At 70.3% G+C, this 19,730-nt stretch carries 13 protein-coding genes, 3 tRNA genes and 2 pseudogenes; 10 read left to right on the top strand and 8 right to left on the bottom strand.

Annotated features, from left to right (window positions below; genetic code table 11):
* The first annotated feature begins 115 nt into the window (after nt 1-115).
* Together OHA03_RS20815 and OHA03_RS20810 are read left to right on the top strand one after the other, a co-directional pair.
* Nucleotides 116-1,153 (top strand): rod shape-determining protein, encoded by a 1,038-nt coding sequence (locus tag OHA03_RS20815; RefSeq protein ID WP_267005311.1) that lies wholly within the window; start codon nt 116-118, stop codon nt 1,151-1,153.
* An 18-nt stretch (nt 1,154-1,171) separates the two neighbouring features.
* Entirely contained in the window at nt 1,172-2,761 is a 1,590-nt protein-coding gene (locus tag OHA03_RS20810; protein ID WP_267005310.1) for a GAF domain-containing protein, read from the top strand.
* Here the strand turns inward: OHA03_RS20810 and OHA03_RS20805 are convergent.
* Complete coding sequence (locus OHA03_RS20805) at nt 2,739-3,170, bottom strand: Lrp/AsnC family transcriptional regulator (protein ID WP_030925866.1); 432 nt, start codon at nt 3,168-3,170, stop codon at nt 2,739-2,741. The genes OHA03_RS20810 and OHA03_RS20805 overlap by 23 nt on opposite strands.
* A gap of 114 nt (nt 3,171-3,284) precedes the next feature.
* On the opposite strand from OHA03_RS20805, the pseudogene OHA03_RS20800 reads away from it, so the two are divergent.
* From OHA03_RS20800 to OHA03_RS20785, 4 genes and pseudogenes are all read left to right on the top strand, one after another.
* Nucleotides 3,285-4,527 (top strand): annotated as a pseudogene (locus tag OHA03_RS20800) (nitrate/nitrite transporter).
* Between the two features lie 95 nt (nt 4,528-4,622).
* Nucleotides 4,623-6,095: an acyl-CoA synthetase gene (locus OHA03_RS20795; RefSeq protein WP_267005309.1), complete on the top strand. Its 1,473-nt coding sequence runs from the start codon at nt 4,623-4,625 to the stop codon at nt 6,093-6,095.
* Nucleotides 6,088-7,458 (top strand): carboxyl transferase domain-containing protein, encoded by a 1,371-nt coding sequence (locus tag OHA03_RS20790; RefSeq protein ID WP_267005308.1) that lies wholly within the window; start codon nt 6,088-6,090, stop codon nt 7,456-7,458. Before OHA03_RS20795 ends, OHA03_RS20790 begins: the two co-directional genes overlap by 8 nt.
* 110 nt (nt 7,459-7,568) lie before the next feature.
* Nucleotides 7,569-7,778, top strand: a pseudogene (locus OHA03_RS20785) (VOC family protein); the annotation flags it as partial.
* A gap of 77 nt (nt 7,779-7,855) precedes the next feature.
* Here OHA03_RS20785 and OHA03_RS20780 read toward each other — a convergent pair.
* The 6 genes from OHA03_RS20780 to OHA03_RS20755 form a co-directional block, all read right to left on the bottom strand.
* Nucleotides 7,856-9,124 (bottom strand): MFS transporter, encoded by a 1,269-nt coding sequence (locus OHA03_RS20780; protein WP_267005307.1) that lies wholly within the window; start codon nt 9,122-9,124, stop codon nt 7,856-7,858.
* 44 nt (nt 9,125-9,168) lie between these two features.
* Nucleotides 9,169-11,052 carry an ABC transporter ATP-binding protein gene (locus OHA03_RS20775; protein WP_267005306.1) on the bottom strand — a complete coding sequence of 628 codons (1,884 nt, stop codon included), beginning with the start codon at nt 11,050-11,052 and terminating at the stop codon, nt 9,169-9,171.
* A gap of 260 nt (nt 11,053-11,312) precedes the next feature.
* Nucleotides 11,313-11,504, bottom strand: a complete 192-nt coding sequence (locus OHA03_RS20770) for a hypothetical protein (RefSeq protein ID WP_267005305.1) — start codon at nt 11,502-11,504, stop codon at nt 11,313-11,315.
* A 718-nt stretch (nt 11,505-12,222) separates the two neighbouring features.
* Nucleotides 12,223-12,299: transfer RNA gene (locus OHA03_RS20765), tRNA-Ile, on the bottom strand.
* A 225-nt stretch (nt 12,300-12,524) separates the two neighbouring features.
* Nucleotides 12,525-12,597, bottom strand: a tRNA-Asn gene (locus OHA03_RS20760).
* 5 nt (nt 12,598-12,602) lie between these two features.
* Nucleotides 12,603-12,675, bottom strand: a tRNA-Asn gene (locus tag OHA03_RS20755).
* Nucleotides 12,676-12,879: 204 nt separating this feature from the next.
* Here OHA03_RS20755 and OHA03_RS20750 point away from each other — a divergent pair.
* From OHA03_RS20750 to OHA03_RS20735, 4 genes are all read left to right on the top strand, one after another.
* On the top strand, nt 12,880-13,185 hold the full coding sequence (locus OHA03_RS20750) for a YtxH domain-containing protein (RefSeq protein WP_267008111.1): 306 nt from the start codon (nt 12,880-12,882) through the stop codon (nt 13,183-13,185).
* A gap of 60 nt (nt 13,186-13,245) precedes the next feature.
* Nucleotides 13,246-14,691, top strand: a complete 1,446-nt coding sequence (locus OHA03_RS20745) for an FGGY family carbohydrate kinase (RefSeq protein WP_267005304.1) — start codon at nt 13,246-13,248, stop codon at nt 14,689-14,691.
* 170 nt (nt 14,692-14,861) lie between these two features.
* Nucleotides 14,862-16,595, top strand: a complete 1,734-nt coding sequence (locus OHA03_RS20740; protein ID WP_267005303.1) for an ABC transporter ATP-binding protein — start codon at nt 14,862-14,864, stop codon at nt 16,593-16,595.
* Complete coding sequence (locus OHA03_RS20735) at nt 16,595-18,520, top strand: ABC transporter ATP-binding protein (RefSeq protein WP_267005302.1); 1,926 nt, start codon at nt 16,595-16,597, stop codon at nt 18,518-18,520. The genes OHA03_RS20740 and OHA03_RS20735 overlap by 1 nt, the downstream gene beginning before the upstream one ends.
* A 16-nt stretch (nt 18,521-18,536) precedes the next feature.
* Here the strand turns inward: OHA03_RS20735 and OHA03_RS20730 are convergent, their stop codons facing one another.
* Nucleotides 18,537-19,664, bottom strand: coding sequence for an RNA polymerase sigma factor (locus OHA03_RS20730; protein ID WP_267005301.1), 1,128 nt, complete (start codon nt 19,662-19,664; stop codon nt 18,537-18,539).
* Between the last annotated feature and the right edge of the window lie 66 nt (nt 19,665-19,730).

The following is a 19,730-nucleotide window of genomic DNA, read 5'->3' as shown; positions in this document are numbered from 1 at the left end:
GGCTCCGCGCCCCCTGATGGCCCATCCCAGCGGGCGGCGGCACCGCGCGCGCCGCACGATGCGAAGAGGGCCGGCCACCGCCGGCACCCCCATCAGCGCTCCCGGGAGACCTGCCGTGACCGTCAGTCTTGAGCAGTTGCGCCGCTGCCACGTCGCCGTCGACCTCGGGGCCGCCCGGACCCGCGTGTACATCAAAGGGCTCGGGCTCGTCGTCGACGAACCGAGTGCCGCCGCCATCAACACCCGTAGCGGTTCGCTCATCGCCGTCGGTGAGCTCGCCGAGAAGATGACGGGCCGCACCCCCGACTACATCCGGGTGGTCCGCCCGGTCTCCGGCGGGAGCGTCATCGACATCGAAATGGCCCAGCGCATGCTCCGCCATCTGCTCGGCGAGAAGCTCCGCCGTCAGCTGCGCCGCAAGCCGCGGCTGCGCGCCGCCGCCTGCACCCCGCACGACAGCGATCCGCTCGCCCAGCGCGCCACCATCGAGACCCTGGTCGGGCTCGGCGCCCGGCGGGTCGAGCTGGTCGACACCCTGCTTGCCGCGGCGGTCGGCTGCGACCTCCCGGTCGAGCAACCTGTCGGGAGCATGATCATGGTGTGCGGGGCGGCGACCACGCAGATCGCCGTGCTCTCGCTCGGTTCGATCGTGACCGCCGTACGGATCCCGATCGGCGGCGACGCCATCGACCACGCGGTGATCCAGCATCTGCGCCAGCAGCACGAGTTGATGCTGCCGAGCCAGTCGGTACGCCCGTTGCAGCTGGCCCTCAGCGGCAACGGCCTGACCCCGCACGGGCCCGCCGTGACCGAGATCCACGGCCGTGACGTGGTGACCGGCCTGGCCCGCTCGGTGCAGGTCGACACCGCCGCCGTGCGGCGTGCCATCCACACCCCGCTGACCGCGGTCCTCGACGGTCTCGGCAAGGTGTTGCGCCACTGCCCGCCCGATCTGGTGGCCGACCTCGCGGACTGCGGGATCATGATGGTCGGCGGCAGTGCGCTGCTGCCCGGGCTCGACCAGATGCTGCGCGATGCGACGGGCATGCCGGTGCACATCGCGGAGCGCCCCGATGTGTGCGCCGTCCTGGGGCTCGGCGCCATGCTGGACGGCAAGGTCGAGCCGATGGTCCTCAACCCGCTGGTCGCCTGACGACCGCCGGGGCGGCGGATGACTTTCGAGAGCGAAGGCCGGGGTCCGGCGGGCGGGCCCCCGAGCAGCAGACCCCGCAAGCTGCCGATACTCCTGGAAGCGGTGCTCAGCGTCGGCACCGATCTCGAACTGCGGGCCACCCTCCAGCAGATCGTGGACACCGCCACCGCGCTCACCGAGGCCCGGTACGGCGCGCTCGGTGTCCTCGACCCCCACCGCGACACCATCACCGAACTGTTCACCTCCGGTCTGACCGATGCCGAACGGCAGCGCATCGGCCGCTTCCCCGACGGGCACTCGGGGCTGCTCGGCGTGCTCGTCGAGGAACCCGAACCGCTGCGCTCGGACGATCTGACCGCCGACCCGCGCTCCAGCGGCGTGCCGCCCGGCCATCCACGGATGCGGTCCTTCCTCGGGGCACCCATCCGGGTGCACAGCGAGGTGTTCGGCAATCTCTATCTCACCGAGAAACGCACCGGGCACTTCACCGACACGGACATGGCGCTGCTGCGGGTCCTCGCCGCTCAGGCAGGGATCGCGATCGGCAACGCCCGGCTGTACGAGACGGTCTGCCAGCGGGAGCGCTGGATCGAGGGCGCGGCAGCCGTCACCACGGCCCTGCTGGGCGGCACGAACGCGACGGACGCATTGATGACCGTTGCCGAGCAGGCCCGCATTCTCGCCGATGCCTCGGCCGGGGTGATCCTCCAGCCGACCGAGGACGGCGGGATGGAGATCGTCACCGCGTCCACGCTCGACGACCCGGCCGGCATCGTCGGCACCACCATCGAGCCGGGCTCCCCCGTGCTGGTGCAGCTGCTGGGCGGAGAGCCGGTCTTCATCGACGACTCGGCGACGGATCCGCGGATGACGACACATGTGCGCACCCGGTTCGGTCCCAGCATGATGCTGCCGTTGCAGAGCGGCGGCAGGCTCATCGGCACCCTCGCACTGCCCCGGCGGCGCGGCGGCCGCCCGTACACGGCCGTGGACCGGCTACTGGCCTCCCAGTTCGCCTCGCAGGCCGCGCTCGCCCTGGTGCTGGCGGACGCCCAGCACAACAGGGAACAGCTCGCGGTGTACGAGGACCGTGACCGGATCGCCCGCGATCTGCACGATCTCGTCGTCCAGAGGCTCTTCGCGACCGAGATGATGCTGGAGTCGACCCGCCGCCGGGCGGCCGCCCCGGAGACGGACGAGCTGCTCACCCAGGCCGTCGACGAGCTGAACTCCACCATTCAGGAAGTACGGACCGCGATCTTCGCCCTCCAGCAGCCGCCCACCGAGGCACCCAGCACCTTTCGCGGCCGGGTGCTCCGGGAGACCGGGGGCGCGGCCTCCGTCCTCGGCTTCCAGCCGTCGGTGCAGTTCACCGGGGCGGTGGACTCACTCGTGCGGCAGCCCGCGGACCGGCAGCTCCTCGCGGCTTTGCGCGGCGCGCTCGCGGCGGCCCACCGGCGGACCGGGGTGTCGGCCATCGAGGTGGAGGTGGACGCGACGGCACGGCTGCCCGACGGGCGGGCCGCAGTCCGGCTGGCGGTCGCCGACGACGGGCGCGGCGACGACGGCTCGCGCTCCACGACGTTCACCTGGCAGGCGCCGCTCTGAGCGCGACCCGGGTGCTGGAGTGGGCGACGCCCGCTTCCCGCTTGAGCCGGCGCAGCAGTCCGTCCAGGGCGGCGGTGTCGGCGACCGTGGCCCGTACGAGGTAGTCGTGCCCGCCCGTCACGTGCACCACTTCGGTGATGCCGGGCAGGGCGAGAACCGCCCGTTCGAACACCTCGTTGGTCGTGTCGATACGCAGCGTCACATCGATGAAGACGACCAGGCCCGTTCGGGTGTCGGCGGCCGGGTCGATGATCACGGTGAAGCCGCGGATCACGCCGTCGCGGCGCAGCCGCCGCACCCGGTCGGCCGCGGCGTTGGCACTGAGGCCGACCCGTACCCCCAGATCGCGGTACGAGATCCGCGCGTCCTCCTGGAGGACGCTGAGGATTTCCCTGTCCAGACGGTCCATACCGCGATTGTCGCAGCTTATGCCGGATTACGACTGCGGAGACCGCGTCGGCCGGGCCGGTGGACCCCTGACCCGCCTGGCGTAGGCCGACGGGCCCACCGACGCCGCCCGGCCTTGACTTGCAGGGTGGAAGCCGTCAAGCAGTCTCCCGCTCGGACAGGCCGGCCGTCCGCAGCCGCATACCGCAACCTTGTGGTAGCCACGATCGGCTTCGGACTCACGTTTCTGGGCCTGGAACCTGATCGCGCCGCTCTCCGGGGACTACAAGGAGCGGCTCGGGCTGAGCTCGTTCGAGCAGTCGCTGCTGGTCGCCGTGCCGGTGCTGGTCGGTTCGCTGGGCCGGATCGCGGCGGGGGCCTTCACCGACAAGTACGGCGCCCGGCTGATGTTCCCGCTGGTCTCGGCGCTGACCATCGTCCCCGTACTGCTGCTGATCCCGGCGAGGAACTCGTACGGGGCGATGCTCACCGTGGGCTTTCTGCTGGGGCTGGGCGGCACGACGTTCGCGATCGGCATCCCGCTGGTCAACTCGTGGTTCCCGCCCTCCGATCGAGGGCTCGCGCTGGGTGTGTTCGGCATGGGCATGGGGGGTGTCGCACTCTCCGGTTACTTCACCCCGCGGATCGCCCAGCACGGCCACAACCTTCCGTTCCTCGTGGTCGCCTGTGCTCTGGTGGTGTACGCGGCACTGGCCGCAGTGCTGATCAGCGACCACCCGGACCGGAAGGTACCGACCGACTCCCTCGGCCACCGGCTGGGCGACGCCGGCCGGCTGCGGGTCACCTGGGAACTCTCCGCGCTGTACGCGATCGGCTTCGGCGGCATCGTGGCGTTCGGCGTCTATCTGCCGACCTATCTGAAGACCTGGTACGGCCTCTCGCCGACCGACGCCGGCACGAAGGCCGCCGGGTTCGCCCTGGTCACCGTCGTCTTCCGGCCGATCGGCGGCTGGCTCTCGGACCACATCCACCCGGCGCTGGTCACCTCGGCGGCACTGGGGCTGGCCGCACTGATGGCGATCATCCAGGCCTTCGACCCGAAGCTGGCGCCGGGCGGCACGATCGCACTGCTCTGCATGGCGGCCGGACTGGGCACGTCGAGCGGCAGCATCTTCGCCCTCGTCTCGCAGGTGACACCGCAGCCGAAGGTGGGCAGCGTCACCGGAATCGTCGGCGCGATGGGCGGACTCGGCGGCTTCGTCCCGCCCTTGGTGATGGGCGCGATCTACAGCGCGAAGGGCTCGTACTCGATCGGCTTCATGCTGCTGTCCGACCTGGCACTGGCCGGATGCGTGTACGCGTACGGGCGGATGCGGAACATTCAGCGGGACCGGAGGACGCCCGAGCCGGCTGTCTGAGGGCTGTCCCGCAGGCGTTCCGGCAACGCGGCGAGGTGCCGTCGCCGTCGTCGTGCACCCGCCCGGGATCACGGGACAGCCCTTAGGGTCGGAGGGTGACTTCTCTTCTGCCTGCGCTGCATGACGGAACCGGCCCCGCGGCCGCCCGGGAAGCCGTCCGGTTCGGTGAACACACCCTGACGTACGCACAGTTGGCCGCGGCCTCCGACGCGCTCGCCGCGCGGCTCGCGGGCGCGGGAAGGGTCGCCGTCTGGGCCACGCCGACCGCCGAGACCGTCGTCGCGGTGGTGGCGGCGCTGCGGGCCGGGGTGCCCGCCGTCCCCCTCAATCCGAAGACCGGCGCACGCGAACTGGCGCACATCGTGGCCGACAGCGCCCCGTCGGTGGTGCTGGCCCGGGCGGGCGACGTGCTCCCGCCGATGCTCGCCGCGCTGGACCGTACGGATGTCGACACGGCAGCGACGGCGGCCGAGGGCGTCGTCTTTCCCGAACCCTCCCCCGAGTCCCCCGCCCTGATCGTCTACACCTCCGGCACCACCGGCCCGCCCAAGGGGGCGATCCTGCCCCGCCGCGCGATCGCCGCCTCGCTGGACGCGCTGGCGGACGCCTGGCAGTGGACCGGCGACGACGTCCTCGTGCACGCCCTGCCGCTGTTCCATGTGCACGGCCTGATCCTGGGCGTGCTCGGGCCGCTGCGCCGGGGCGGATCGGTGCGGCATCTGGGGCGGTTCTCCACCGAGGGCGTGGCCCGGGAGCTGTCGTCCGGCGCCACGATGCTGTTCGGCGTGCCGACGATGTACCACCGGCTCGCCGAGGCGCTCGGTACGGCGACACCGGAGGCGGCCCAGCTGGCGAAGGCTCTCGCCGGGGCCCGGCTGCTGGTATCGGGGTCGGCCGCCCTTCCGGTCCATGACCACGAACGCATCGCGGCGGCGACCGGCCGGCGGGTCATCGAGCGGTACGGCATGACGGAGACCCTGATGAACACGGGCGTCCGGGCGGACGGCGAGCCTCGCCCCGGGACGGTCGGCGCACCGCTGCGGGGCGTCGAACTCCGGCTCGTCGAGGAGGACGGCACCCCGCTCGACGATCCGACGGCCGAGGGTGCGGTGGGCGAGATCCAGGTGCGCGGCCCGAACCTCTTCGCCGGCTATCTGAACCGCCCCGACGCGACGGCGGCCGCCTTCGCCGAGGACGGCTGGTTCCGTACCGGCGACATGGCCGCCCTCGACGCGGACGGCTATGTACGGATCGTCGGCCGCAAGGCCACCGACCTGATCAAGAGCGGCGGCTACAAGATCGGCGCGGGCGAGATCGAGAACGCGCTGCTGGACCACCCGGGCGTCCGCGAGGCCGCCGTCACCGGGGAGCCGGACCCGGACCTGGGCGAGCGGATCGTCGCCTGGGTGGTGCCGGCCGACCCGGCCGCACCGCCCGCGGAGGCCGAGCTCGCAGACCACGTGGCGGCCCAGCTGGCCCCGCACAAGCGGCCCCGCACGGTCCGCTATCTGGAGGCGCTGCCCCGCAATGACATGGGCAAGATCATGAAGCGGTCGCTCGGTGCGTAGGCGCCTGACGGCGCGGCAGGCGATCGCGGCGGTCACCGACGACTTCACCGAGTCCGACACCCCGCCCGGCGCGGAGATACCGGCGGACGGTCCGCTCTCCTGGTCCGGTTACGCGGACTCCCGGGCCCGCGCCGCGGCACGTACCGGCGAGGAGGAGTCCGTCGTCCACGGCCGTGCCACGGTCGGCGGCCGGCCGTGTGTGCTGGTCTCGTTCGAGTTCGGATTCCTGGGCGGATCGCTGGGGCAGCGCACCGGGGATCTACTGGAAGCCGCCTACGGGACCGCACTCACCCGGCGGCTGCCGCTCGTCTCGATCGTCGCGACGGGCGGCAGCCGGATGCAGGAGGGCATGATCGCGCTCACCCAGCTCCAGCGGGTGGCACGTGCCTCGGCACGGCTGCGGGCGGCCGGTCTGCCGCAGCTCGCGGTCCTGCGCGATCCGACGACGGGCGGCGGCTGGGCCACGCTGGGGGCGGGCGCCGATGTGATCCTGGCGCTTCCCGGGGCCCAGATCGGGTTCGCCGGATCGCGGGTGCGGCCGGCGGACGCGGACCCGTCGGCGTACGCGGCGGAGGGCCAGCTGGCGGCGGGCCAGATCGACGCGGTCGTCCACCCGGACGAACTGCCACGGACGCTGGGGCGGTGGCTGGGCGCGCTGGGGGCGGCAGTCGTCGACGAGTCCGGCGTCCCCGCGCCGGTCCCGGGCGCTCTCGCGGCCACCGGCCTGCCGGCGACCGGCTGGGACGCGGTGCAGCAGGCCCGTTCCTCGGCCCGGCCGCGTGCCGGGACGTATCTCGACGCGTACTTCGATCACCTGCTGCCGCTCAGCGGCGACCGGTGCGGCGGTACGGATCCGGGGCTGCTCTGTGGGTTCGGGGTACGCGGCGGCCGGCCGATCGCGTACGTCGCCCAGTGCGGCACCGCGACCCGCCCGGCCGGCTACCGGACCGCGGCCCGGGTGATCCGGCTCGCGGACCGGCTCGGCGTGCCCGTCCTGACCCTGATCGACACTCCGGGAGCGGCCAACGACGCCGAGGCGGAACGGGCGGGCGCGGGGGCCGCCATCGCCGATGCGTTCGCGGCGATCGCCGAGGCCCGGGTCCCGGTGACGACCCTGGTGATCGGCGAGGGCGGCTCGGGCGGGGCACTCGCCCTGGCGGCGCCGGAGAACACATATGTCACCCAGGACAGCTACTTCTCCGTCATCGCCCCGGAGCTCGCGGCAGCCATCCTGAAGCGCTCCCCCGACGCCGTGCACGCCACGGCCGACCAGTTGCGCCTGCGTCCGCAGGACCTGGTGGAGCTGGGGGTCGCCCGCGGCATCGCGGGCCCGGAGGCCACGGCCGCCGGCGGGTCGCTATGAGGATGCCCCTCTGCCTTGCGATGTACCGCATCCGGCGCCGCGCGCCGGTCCACCAGGGACTACGGGACACAGCCCTTAGCGTGAAAACCCGGGCCGAATCACCGAGTGCGCCTTACCTCAATGTGCACTTCACCGTCGAGGACTGCGACGCGGCGGTCGCAAAGGCGACGGAGCGCGGGGCGATTCTCCGGTTCGGCCCGATGGCCAGCCCGTTCGGCCGGTTCGCGGCGCTGAGCGACCCGCAGGGCGCGGCGTTCTCCGTGATCGACGTCAAGACGACCGAGGGCGAGATGCCGAAGTTCTCCGACGCGACCGCCTGAGCGTAGGAGCCACGCCGCCGCGGCCGGTCGGCCAGCGTGACCGGCCGGGCTCGGGCCACGGCCCCGCCCCGGCCCTGTCAGGGCTGCGGATCCCGGGCGTCGTACCGGGCGAATCCCCGCCACTTCAACGCGAGCAGCGACACCGCGACCACGCATGCGATGCCGCCCCCGGTGGCCGCCACCGTCGGGGACGCCAGATCGGCGACCGAACCCGCCAGGAAGTCCCCGAGCCGCGGCCCACCGGCCACCACCACGATGAACACGCCCTGCAGCCGCCCCCGCATCTCGTCCGGCACCGCTGCCTGGAGCATGGTGTTCCGGAAGACCATCGAGACGGTGTCCGCACAGCCCGCGAGCGCCAGCAGGACCAGCCCGAGCCAGAGCTGACGGGTCAGCCCGAAGACGGCGATGGCGCTGCCCCAGCAGGTCACGGCGGCGATCACCGCGAGTCCGTGCCGTCTGATCCGGCTCAGCCAACCGGAGAACACCCCGCCCAGAAGTGCGCCCAGCGCCGGAGCCGCGACCAGCAGCCCGGTGGTCTTCGCGTCACCGCCGTACCAGACCACGGCGACGACCGGGAAGAGCGCCCGCGGATGGGCGAGGACCATGGCGCACAGATCGGTGAAGAAGGTCATCCGCAGAATGGGCCGCGCCGCCAGGAACCGCAGCCCGCCCACCACGGACGCCCGCTTCTCGCTCCCCGCGTCGTCCCCGCGCTCGGGGAGCATCGAGGGCAGCCGCCACATCGCGTACAGCGCGGCGGTGAAGGTGACGGCATCGACGGTGTACGCGGCCCGGTACCCCCACCAGCCGACCATGAGTCCGCCCAGCATCGGCCCGACCAGCGCACCGGTGGTGCTGGTGATCGAGCTGAGCGCGTTTGCGGCGGGCAGCTGCTCGGCCGGCAGGAGGCGCGCGACCATCGAGCTGCGGGCCGGTGAGTTGAGCGCGAAGCAGACCGCCTGGAGGGCGACGACCGCGTACAGCAGCCCCAACTGCTCGACCCCGGCGACGGTCGCCGCGACCAGTGCGACGGCGAGGACGAACGAACCGGAGGAGCTGGCCAGCCCCAGTCTGCGCCGGTCGACGGTGTCCGCGATGGCTCCGCCGTACAGCCCGAAGACGACCAGCGGCAGAAACGAACAGAACCCGATGAGCCCGACCGAGAAGGCGGACCCGGTGATGTCGTACACCTGGAGCGACACGGCGAGCGCCGTCATCCCCTGCCCGATCCAGGAAACCGTGTTCCCGAACCAGAGTCGCCGGTAGTCGGGCGAGGTCCGCAGCGGAGTCAGGTCGGCGAGTATGCGCGTGCGATGTACAGGTTCTTCGGTCGTTTCGGTCACAGCGGATGGTAACGACCGGTCCGGATCCGGCTCCTTCTAGGGCCCTACCGCCAATGGATCCCCGATGGGCGCGCATGCTTGGCGAGTGCGTCCACGGTTCCGTTGCTACGCGAGGGCTTGGCGTCGAACAGCGTGGCGTACAGGCCGCTGCGGTCGAGCAGTTGGGCGTGCGTGCCCGACTCCACCAGACGCCCCTCGTCCAGCACCAGGATGCGGTCGGCATCGGCGGCGAGGGCCAGGTCGTGCGTGATGACGATGGTGGTGCGTCCCTCGGCGAGGCGTCGCAGCGGGCCGAGGATGCGCTGTGCGGCCAGTGCGTCCAGGCCGGTGGTGGGCTCGTCGAGAAGGAGAACGGGCGCGTCGCGGACCATGGCACGGGCGATCGCGATGCGCTGCAACTGGCCTCCGGAGAGCCGGGACGTGCCGGGTGAGACAACGGTGTTGTAGCCGTCGGGAAGCGCACGGATGAAATCGTGCGCGTCGGCTGCCCGCGCGGCGTCCTCGATGTCACGGAAGTTTGTGTCGGTGCGCCCGCACGCGATGTTCTGCTCGATGGTGTCGTGCAGGACGAGGGTGTCCTGCGGCAGCAGCGTGATGTTCCGGCGGAGGTAGGTCAGCGGCAACTGGTCCACGGATGTACCGTCCAGCCGGATGCTGCCGGAGTCCGGGTCGTAGAACCTCAGCAGCAGAGCGGCCAGGGTCGACTTGCCGGCTCCGCTGGGGCCGGTGATGACCAGCAGTTCGCCGGGGACAGCGGTGAACGAGAGACCGCGGAGAACCGGCTCCGGGTTACCGGGGTAGTGGAAGTCGACCTGCCGCGCCTCCACCTCGCCGACAGCGCGCCGCCGGGCCGGGGCCGCGACGGATGCGCCCGGGTCGGTGACGGTGGGCTCGGTGTCGAGGATCTCCAGAAGCCGCTCGGCTCCGGCGGTCGCGGCGGTGGCCGTCAGACCGAGCTGGCCCAGGGAGCGGATCGGCGGGTAGAGGGAGCCGACGAAGGCGGCGAAGGCGAGGAGCTGCCCGAGTGTGATCCCGCCCGTGGAGATCTGCCACGCCCCCAGGCCGATGATCACCAGGACGCACACAGTTTCGAGGACCTCTACGAGTTGTTCGTAGAGCTCGGCGAGCCGAGTGCCTCTCACCGCCGCCTTGAACCGGGCACGCGCCTTGCCGAGGAGCCGTTCCTCCTCGTCGTGCTGCCTGTTGTACGCCTGGGTCATGACGACGTTGACCAGCGTCTCCTCGACCACGGCGGTGATGGCGCCGTCCGCCGCACGTCCGCGCCGGGACACCGCGCGCAGAGGCCCCGTGAACACGCGGGTGACGAGGTAGAAGAGCGGGATCATGGCAAACGTGGCGAGGGCCAGTTTCCAGCTCAGCCACACAGCGGCGGCAGCGTAGAAGAAGGTGTTGAAGAGGGCGGTCGCAGCCCCGACGATGCCGGAGACCACGAGGGCTTCGATGGCTTCCACATCGCCGGTGAGCCGCTCGACCAGGTCACCGCGGCGATTGCGCTGGTAGAAGTGGGGCGGCAGCGTCTGCAGATGACTGAAGACGCGGGCCCGCAGCCGCATCACGAAGCGTTCGGCGGTCCAGACCGCGAGCGAGCTGCACAGATACCCCACGATCGCACCGATGACGGCCACGGTGAGCCACTGACCAGCAGGTTTCCAGAAGGCACTGACGGATCCCTGCTGCAGAGCGTTGTCCGTCAGTTCCGCGAAGAGAAGGATGGTGATGGTCTCCGCGACCGCGGTCACGCTGGCGAGGACGCAGATGAGCAGGAGCCAGCGCCGGTCGCCATAGGTGAGCGGCCAGAACCGCCGGAACGACCGCACCACGCTGATGGGGTCGGTACGGATCGGAACGTCCGTCACCGATTCCGGGAGCGGCTCGTCGGGGCGCGCGAGGGGGCCGAGAAGGCGCATGGGCCTCACATCACTGAAGAGTGCGGAATGCGGACCGCCGCCGGAGCCTGTTCCCGGATCGGGGCCGGATCACGGCGCCAACTGCGATGCCGTCGTGATTGAAGCCTTGAAGAGCGCCTGCGGAACGTCTGTCAGGGGCCGCAGGTCGACATGATCCGAATGGGAGGCCCCGGGGCGCGGGCCCCAAAACCACGAGGCGTGACCCGCGCGGTTGCGCGGGCCAGCCTCGTGTAAGGGGTTTGGAGATTCTGGGTGACCGGTCAGTAGCCGTAGCCGCCGTAGCCGCCGTAGCCGCCGTAGCCGCCGTAGCCTCGGCGCCCGAAGCGGCGTCCACGTCCACGTCGGCCGAAGCCGTAGCCGTAACCGCCGTAACCGCCGTAGCCGCCGTAGCCGCCCCAGCCGCCCCAACGGTCCCTGCCACCCCCATGGCGGAAGATGTCGCGAACGTTCATCTTCGCCTCCTTTGGGAAGTTTGGTATGCCGCACCCTGTTTCTGCCGCGGCACTATCGACACTACGACGCCTTCACGGGACCAACAAGTCGTACGCGTACGAATTCGGGCAAAAGCCATATTACTAGGCGAATATTTGGGCATCGCCCGGCGTGATGCGCGGGCACGAAGCGGCCTACGGGGCGCCTCATCGGCACAGCGGAGCACGCCCGCAGAATCCCTGACGAAATCGGCCGCAGCGGCCCCACGCCCCCGCAGATCCGGGTGTACAGCCGCCAGATACCCACGGGCATGGGCGGGGCGCGACGGAACGACCCCGGAGAGTGACGGCGCGCCACTACCGTTCGAGGGTTCGTACCGGAGTCACGATGAGCGAAGTGCGTTGCTAACACAAAGAAAAATGCTCGCACTGAGCGTCAGTACGCAGCAACGAGGCGCCACAGCCCTCACCCGCCGCCTCAACAACACCACCAGCAGCCGACCCACTTGACGCACGTCCGGACGAAACCGGTCGGTACACACGGAGTTCGGGACCTGCAGGCAGGTATCGACGGAGCCCCGGCCGCATGCACGGTCGGGGCTCCGTCACCTCGTGAGCGTCGGCCTCTGAGCCGACAGGGGGCCTGCGAACGGCCTTCAGCGTGTCCTACACGTTCGACGCCGCCGCGCGTGCATCCTTGTTCCCAGGAGGCTGGAACATTCCTGCGCTGCGGCCGTCATGGTGGGGCGGGTGGGACTCGAACCCACGGCCGACGGATTATGAGTCCGCTGCTCTAACCGGCTGAGCTACCGCCCCTTTTCGGCGTGGCGCGCACATGTGTGCGCGCCGTCTGCCGCAGCATAGCCGGTCATACGATCTCTCGCTCCGGATGGTCGGCTTCGCCTGACCTTGAGGACTGCGCTGCCGGCTGCCCGGTTCCGGACGGCGCGAAGCGGACACGAAAGAGTCCGGCACCGGCCGTCGGATCAGCCTCCGGCCCGGCACGCGAAAAAGGACCCCGAAGGGTCCTCTTCCGTTCCGCTCCCCCGACTGGACTCGAACCAGTAACCCTCCGGTTAACAGCCGAATGCTCTGCCAATTGAGCTACAGGGGATCGCGCTCCCCCGACTGGACTCGAACCAGTAACCTGCCGGTTAACAGCCGGCTGCTCTGCCAATTGAGCTACAGGGGATTGCTGCGTTTGCACCGAACCCTACCTGCCTGGCTGCTGCCGGGCGGCGCGCGTTCGCTGCGACACATACATTAGCGCAAGCAGGGGGGTGCTCCGCCAATCGGTATCGCCCCGGGTGATCTCGGGCCCCGGCGGGTAGGCGGGCAGCACACGTCGCGCCGAGCACATACGCAGCAAGCACGGAGCAGGAGAAGGGTGGCAGCCATGCGGTACCGGCTCACGTTCATCGCCGGCCTGGCCCTCGGTTACGTCATCGGCACTCGGGCCGGACGCGAGCGCTACGAGCAGCTGAAGAAGTCCGCACGTCAGATCGCCCAGAACCCGGCCGTGCGCAATACCGCCGAGTCCGCGGCACAGAGCAGCCGTGAGTTCGCCGGCAAGGCGTACCACGCGGTGAGCGTCAAGGTCGGTGACAAGGTGCCCGCCTCGGTGGTCGCGCGGGTGCGGTCGGTGCGGGAGCGGAGCCAGGGCCAGGGTGTCGAGGACGACTGGGGCACCAGCAATACGTAACAGGGGTGGCCACCCGCCTTCCGTACGGGAAAGCTCCGGCGGTGCGGCAGAATCTTCATCATGGGCATAGTCGCCGGCTTGGACAGTTCTTCGGCCTTCACACACATCGTCGTCTGCGATGCGGACACGGGTGCCGTACTCCGGCAGGGGTACGCCGCACATCCCGTCGAGGCGAAGATCACCGAGGTCGATCCGCAGGTGTGGCTGCTCTCACTCGGTGAGGCGGCCACCGGCGGGTTGCTCGAAGGCGTCCAGGCCATCGGCGTGTCCGCGCAACAGCACGGTCTGGTGCCGCTGGACCGGCAGGGCAACCTCGTACGTCCGGCGCTGCTCGGCAACGACAAGCGGGCGCAGGTCGCCGCGGCCGATCTGATCGACGGGCTCGGCGGGCGGCAGGCCTGGGCCCAGGCGGTCGGGGCCGTACCGCAGGCCGCGCAACCGGTGTCGAAACTGCGTTGGCTGGCGCGGACCGAGCCGGAGGCGGCGCAGCGGGTCGCTTCGGTGATGCAGCCGCACGACTGGCTGGTCTGGCAGTTGCTGGGCCGGCCGAACCGGCGGACCACCGACCGGGGTGCCGCGTCGGGGACGGGGTACTGGTCGGCGGGGAGCGAGGCGTACCGGCCCGATCTGGTGGAGCTCGCGCTCGGGCACCAGGCCGCGCTGCCGGAGGTGCTCGGCCCCGCCGATGCGGCCGGGACGACGCCGGAGGGACTGCTGATCTCGGCCGGGACCGGCGAGACGATGGCGGCGGCGTTCGGGCTCGGGGTCGGGCCCGGCGACGCGGTGGTGTCGCTGGGGGCCTCGGGTTCGGTGATGGCGGTGCACCACGAGGCGCTGGCCGATCCGTCCGGGATGATCACGTCGTTCGCGGATGCCACCGGGATGCATCTGCCGGTCGTGTACACGCTCAATGCGGTGCGTGCGCTGCGCGGCACCGCCGAGATGCTGGGTCTGGAGAGTCTGGAGGAGCTGTCCGCGCTGGCGCTGAAGTCGACGCCGGGCGCCTCCGGGCTCGTACTGCTGCCGTATCTGGAGGGCGAGCGCACCCCGCATCTGCCGCACACCGCGGGCACGCTGAGCGGGCTGCGGCGGGAGTCGATGAAGCCGGAGCATCTGGCCCGGGCCGCGTTCGAGGGGATGCTGTGCTCGCTGGCCGACGCGCTCGATGTGCTGCGTGACCGCGGGGTCGAGGTGCGGCGGGTGTTCCTCCTGGGTGCGGCGGCCGAGCTGCCTGCCGTGCAGGGGCTTGCGCCTGCGCTGTTCGGTACGCAGGTCGTCGTACCGCAGCCGGCCGAGTACGCGGCGCTGGGCGCGGCCCGGCAGGCGGCCTGGGCGCTGGGGGTCTCGCGAGGGACGCTCGATCCGCGCACCCCCCCGGCCTGGCAGGGCGCGGCGGCGCAGGTGCTGGAGCCGGGCGAGGAGCTGCCGGTCGGTCAGGCGGTGCGGCAGCAGTACCGGGCGACGCGGGACCAGATCCATCCCGGGGCGTTCGACTCCGCGCTCTGATCCGACCGCTCTGGGTGACAAGGCCGGTCCCCCGGCCGGAGGTTCGGTCCCCGACAGGTGGACCGGGTCATGTTTTTGACCTGGGCTTGAGGAAAAACGTTCGCGGTCACGCCGGGCCTTGCCGGAAAATGAGTCGACTCCCGACCTCCTGCCGACTCCGAGAGACACGCGTGCTCATAAAACTCCTGCGGGCCTGCCTCGGCCCGTACAAGAAACCGATCATGCTGTTGGTGGCTCTCCAGCTGCTGCAGACCTGCGCCACTCTCTATCTCCCCTCTCTCAACGCCGACATCATTGACAACGGTGTCGTCGAGGGGGACACCGGCTACATCCTGACGTACGGCGGCATCATGATCGCCGTCTCCATCGCCCAGGTCGTCTGCAACACGGGGGCCGTCTTCTACGGTGCGCGAACTGCGGCCGCACTGGGCCGGGATGTCCGGGCGTCGGTCTTCGACCGGGTTCAGTCGTTCTCGGCACGTGAGGTCGGACGCTTCGGGGCACCCTCGCTGATCACCCGTACGACCAATGACGTCCAGCAGGTCCAGATGCTGGTCCTGATGACGTTCACCATGATGGTCTCGGCGCCGATCATGTGTGTCGGCGGCATCATCATGGCGCTCGGCCAGGACGTTCCGCTGTCGGCGGTGCTGCTCGCGGTGGTGCCGGTGCTCGGCATCGCGGTGAGTCTCATCGTGCGGCGGATGCGGCCGCTGTTCCGCACGATGCAGGAGCGGCTCGACACGGTGAACCGGGTGCTGCGCGAGCAGATCACCGGCAACCGGGTCATCCGCGCATTCGTCCGCGACGGGTACGAGGAGAAGCGGTTCCGGGGCGCCAACACCGAGTTGACCGATGTGGCGCTCTCCACCGGGCGTCTGATGGCGCTGATGTTCCCGACCGTGATGACGGTCGTGAACGTGTCGTCGATCGCCGTGGTCTGGTTCGGTGCGCACCGGATCGACAGCGGCGGTATGGAGATCGGCGCGCTGACCGCGTTCCTCTCCTACCTGATGCAGATCGTCATGTCCGTGATGATGGCCACCTTCATGTTCATGATGGTGCCGCGCGCAGAGGTGTGTGCCGAGCGCATCCAGGAAGTGCTGGAGACCGATTCGAGCGTGGTGCCGCCGGTCGAGCCGGTGCGGGAGCTGCGCGCCCACGGCCATCTGGAGGTGCGGGCTGCGGACTTCCGCTACCCGGGCGCCGAGGAGCCGGTGTTGCGGTCGGTGGATCTGGTGGCGCGGCCCGGTGAGACGACCGCGATCATCGGGTCGACGGGCAGCGGGAAGTCGACGCTGCTCGGTCTCGTACCGCGGCTGTTCGATGTGACGGACGGTCACGTACTGGTCGACGGCACGGACGTACGGACGCTGGAGCCGACGCTGCTGGCGAAGACGGTGAGTCTGGTTCCGCAGAAGCCGTATCTGTTCTCCGGGACGGTCGCGACGAATCTGCGGTACGGAAACCCGGACGCGACCGACGAGGAGCTGTGGCACGCGCTGGAGGTCGCGCAGGCCAAGGAGTTCGTCGAGGAGCTGGAGCACGGGCTGCACGCACCGATCGCGCAGGGCGGCACCAATGTCTCCGGCGGGCAGCGGCAGCGACTCGCGATCGCGAGGACGCTGGTGCAGCGACCGGAGATCTATCTCTTCGACGACTCGTTCTCCGCGCTCGACTATGCGACGGATGCCGCGCTGCGCCGGGCGCTGTCGCAGGAGACCGCCGAGTCGACCGTGGTGATCGTGGCCCAGCGGGTGTCCACCATCCGTGACGCGGACCGGATCCTGGTGCTCGACGAGGGCCGGGTCGTCGGCTCCGGTACCCATCACGAGCTGATGGACGGCAATGAAACCTACCGGGAGATCGTGCTCTCCCAGCTGACGGAAGCGGAGGCCGCGTAATGGCCGGGCCTGGCGGACGCATGATGGCGGGCGGGGCGCCGACCGACCGGTCCATGGACTTCAAGGGGTCCTCGAAGCGGCTGCTGAAGCGCTTCGCGACGGAGAGGGCCTCGCTCTACGGGATGCTGGCGGCCTGCGTGCTGAGCGTCGGCCTCTCGGTGGTGGGACCGAAGATCCTCGGCAGGGCGACCGACCTGGTGTTCGCCGGGGTCATCGGCCGGCGGCTGCCCGAGGGCACGACGAAGGAGCAGGCCGTCGAGGGCCTGCGCAAGACCAACAGCGGCCTGGCCGACCTGCTCTCCGGGGTCGACTTCATCCCCGGCCACGGCATCGACTTCGGTGCAGTGGGCGACGTACTGCTGACGGCGCTGGCGGTCTATGTCGGTGCCGGTCTGCTGATGCTGGTGGCGACCCGGCTGTCGATCCGGATCATCAACCAGGTCGTGTTCCAGCTGCGCGAGGACATCCAGACGAAGCTGGCGCGGCTGCCGCTGTCGTACTTCGACCGGGCCAAGCGCGGCGAGGTGCTCAGCCGGGCGACGAACGACATCGACAACATCTCTCAGACGATGCAGCAGACGATGGGCCAGCTCATCAACTCCCTGCTCACCATCGTCGGCGTGCTGATCATGATGTTCTGGATCTCGCCGCTGCTGGCCCTGGTCGCGCTGGTGACGGTGCCGCTGTCGGTGGTCGTGGCGACGAAGGTCGGCAAGCGGTCGCAGCCGCAGTTCGTGCAGCAGTGGAAGGTGACGGGAAAGCTCAACGCCCATATCGAGGAGATGTACACCGGGCACTCCCTGGTGAAGGTCTTCGGGCGGCAGGAGGAGTCCGCGAGGGACTTCGCCGAGCAGAACGACGCACTGTACGAGGCGAGCTTCCGGGCGCAGTTCAACAGCGGGATCATGCAGCCGCTGATGATGTTCGTGTCGAACCTGAACTATGTGCTGATAGCCGTCGTCGGTGGGTTGCGGGTGGCGTCGGGTGCACTGTCGATCGGTGACGTCCAGGCGTTCATCCAGTACTCGCGGCAGTTCTCGATGCCGCTGACGCAGGTCGCCTCGATGGCGAACCTGGTGCAGTCGGGTGTCGCCTCGGCCGAGCGGATCTTCGAGCTGCTGGACGCCGAGGAGCAGGGTCCCGACGCCCGGACCGGTGGGCGCCCGGCAGAGCTGCTCGGCAGCGTCTCGCTGGAGAAGGTGTCGTTCCGGTACGAGCCGGACAAGCCGCTCATCGAGAATCTGTCGCTGAACGTCGAACCGGGCCACACGGTCGCGATCGTCGGCCCGACCGGCGCCGGCAAGACGACGCTGGTCAACCTGCTGATGCGGTTCTACGAGGTGACGGGCGGCCGGATCGCACTCGACGGCGTCGACGTGGCGCAGATGTCGCGCGACGAGCTGCGGTCGGGGATCGGCATGGTCCTGCAGGACACCTGGCTGTTCGGCGGGTCGATCGCGGACAACATCGCGTACGGCGCTTCGCGCGAGGTCACCCGGGAGGAGATCGAGGAGGCGGCGAGGGCGGCCCACGCCGACCGCTTCATCCGTACCCTGCCGGACGGTTACGACACGGTGATCGACGACGAGGGCACCGGGGTCAGCGCGGGCGAGAAGCAGCTGATCACCATCGCGCGGGCGTTCCTGTCGGACCCGGTGATCCTGGTGCTCGACGAGGCCACGAGCTCCGTCGACACCCGTACCGAGGTGCTGATCCAGAAGGCGATGGCCCGCCTCGCGCACGGCCGTACGAGCTTTGTGATCGCGCACCGGCTCTCCACCATCCGAGATGCGGACGTCATCCTGGTGATGGAGAACGGGTCGATCGTCGAACAGGGCACGCACGACGAGCTGTTGGAGGCGCAGGGGGCGTACGCCCGGCTGTATGCGGCGCAGTTCGCGCAGGCGGTCGCCGAGGTCGACTGATCTCTTCGGTACGACCTCAGTCCAGGTAGCCGCGGAGCTGGTCGGCGAAGGCGTGGTCCCGCAGCTTGTTGAGGGTCTTGGATTCGATCTGGCGGATGCGTTCGCGTGTCACGCCGAAGATCCGGCCTATCTCTTCGAGTGTGCGGGGCCGGCCGTCGTCCAGCCCGTAGCGCAGCTGGACCACCTTCCGCTCCCGCTCGCCCAAGGTGGAGAGCACCGCTTCGAGGTGCTCGCGCAGCAGCAGGAACGCGGCGGACTCCACGGGGGACGCCGCGTCTCCGTCCTCGATCAGGTCGCCGAGCGCGACGTCGTCCTCCTCACCGACCGGTGCGTGCAGCGAGACGGGTTCCTGAGCGAGCCGCAGCACTTCGCCGACCCGTTCCGGCGTCAGGTCCAGCTGGGCGGCGACCTCTTCGGGCGTCGGCTCGTAGCCGCGTTCCTGGAGCATCCGGCGCTGCACCCGTACGACGCGGTTGATCAACTCGACGACATGGACCGGGACCCTTATCGTCCGCGCCTGGTCGGCGAGGGCGCGGGACATGGCCTGCCGGATCCACCAGGTCGCGTACGTAGAGAACTTGTAGCCCCGGGCGTAGTCGAATTTCTCGACGGCCCTGATCAGTCCGAGGTTCCCCTCCTGGACCAGATCGAGCATGGTCAGCCCGCGGCCGACGTAGCGTTTGGCGACGGAGACGACGAGGCGCAGGTTCGCCTCGATCAGGCGGCGCTTCGCCATCCGCCCCATGACCACCAACCGGTCCAGATCGACGGCGAGTCGGGAGTCCGGGTCCGGGGTTCTCGCGAGCCGCTCCTCGGCGAAGAGGCCGGCCTCGACGCGGCGGGCGAGCTCCACCTCGTCGGCGGCGGTGAGCAGCGGGATGCGTCCGATCTCCCGCAGGTACTGACGGAAGAGGTCGGAGGACGGGCCGCTGGTGTCGGTGCGGCCGCGCGACTCCGGGAGTTCGGGCACCTCCGCCTGCTCCTCCAGGACGGCGTCGGCTGCGACGACCGACTCGGGCGGTTCCGACGGTTCGGGCGGTTCGGGTGTCAGTGGGTCCACCGCTGCCTCCGGATGATGCATGGCCCGGTTCTGCGCGGGGACGGCCGAGACACGCTCGGTTGTGGTCACGGTCCGGGTCTGCACGGGGGCGACCTCCAGGTGATCGCTGCCGGATCGCGGGGATGGGAGGTCCACCGTGCAGTGGGCCGA

This window comes from Streptomyces sp. NBC_00154 (genome assembly GCF_026342835.1).
GTDB lineage: Bacteria > Actinomycetota > Actinomycetes > Streptomycetales > Streptomycetaceae > Streptomyces.
The sequence above is the reverse complement of the archived record's forward strand: the minus strand, read 5'-3'. Positions and strand labels throughout refer to the sequence as shown.

Bases quoted from the DNA above. Each gene is read 5' to 3' on its own strand.
- OHA03_RS20775 (WP_267005306.1), bottom strand. From the start codon at position 11,052: ATGCGCCTTCTCGGCCCCCTCGCGCGCCCCGACGAGCCGCTCCCGGAA.
- OHA03_RS20805 (WP_030925866.1), bottom strand. From the start codon at position 3,170: ATGGACCGTCTGGACAGGGAAATCCTCAGCGTCCTCCAGGAGGACGCG.
- OHA03_RS20745 (WP_267005304.1), top strand. From the start codon at position 13,246: ATGGGCATAGTCGCCGGCTTGGACAGTTCTTCGGCCTTCACACACATC.
- OHA03_RS20750 (WP_267008111.1), top strand. From the start codon at position 12,880: ATGCGGTACCGGCTCACGTTCATCGCCGGCCTGGCCCTCGGTTACGTC.
- OHA03_RS20770 (WP_267005305.1), bottom strand. From the start codon at position 11,504: ATGAACGTTCGCGACATCTTCCGCCATGGGGGTGGCAGGGACCGTTGG.
- OHA03_RS20810 (WP_267005310.1), top strand. From the start codon at position 1,172: ATGACTTTCGAGAGCGAAGGCCGGGGTCCGGCGGGCGGGCCCCCGAGC.
- OHA03_RS20735 (WP_267005302.1), top strand. From the start codon at position 16,595: ATGGCCGGGCCTGGCGGACGCATGATGGCGGGCGGGGCGCCGACCGAC.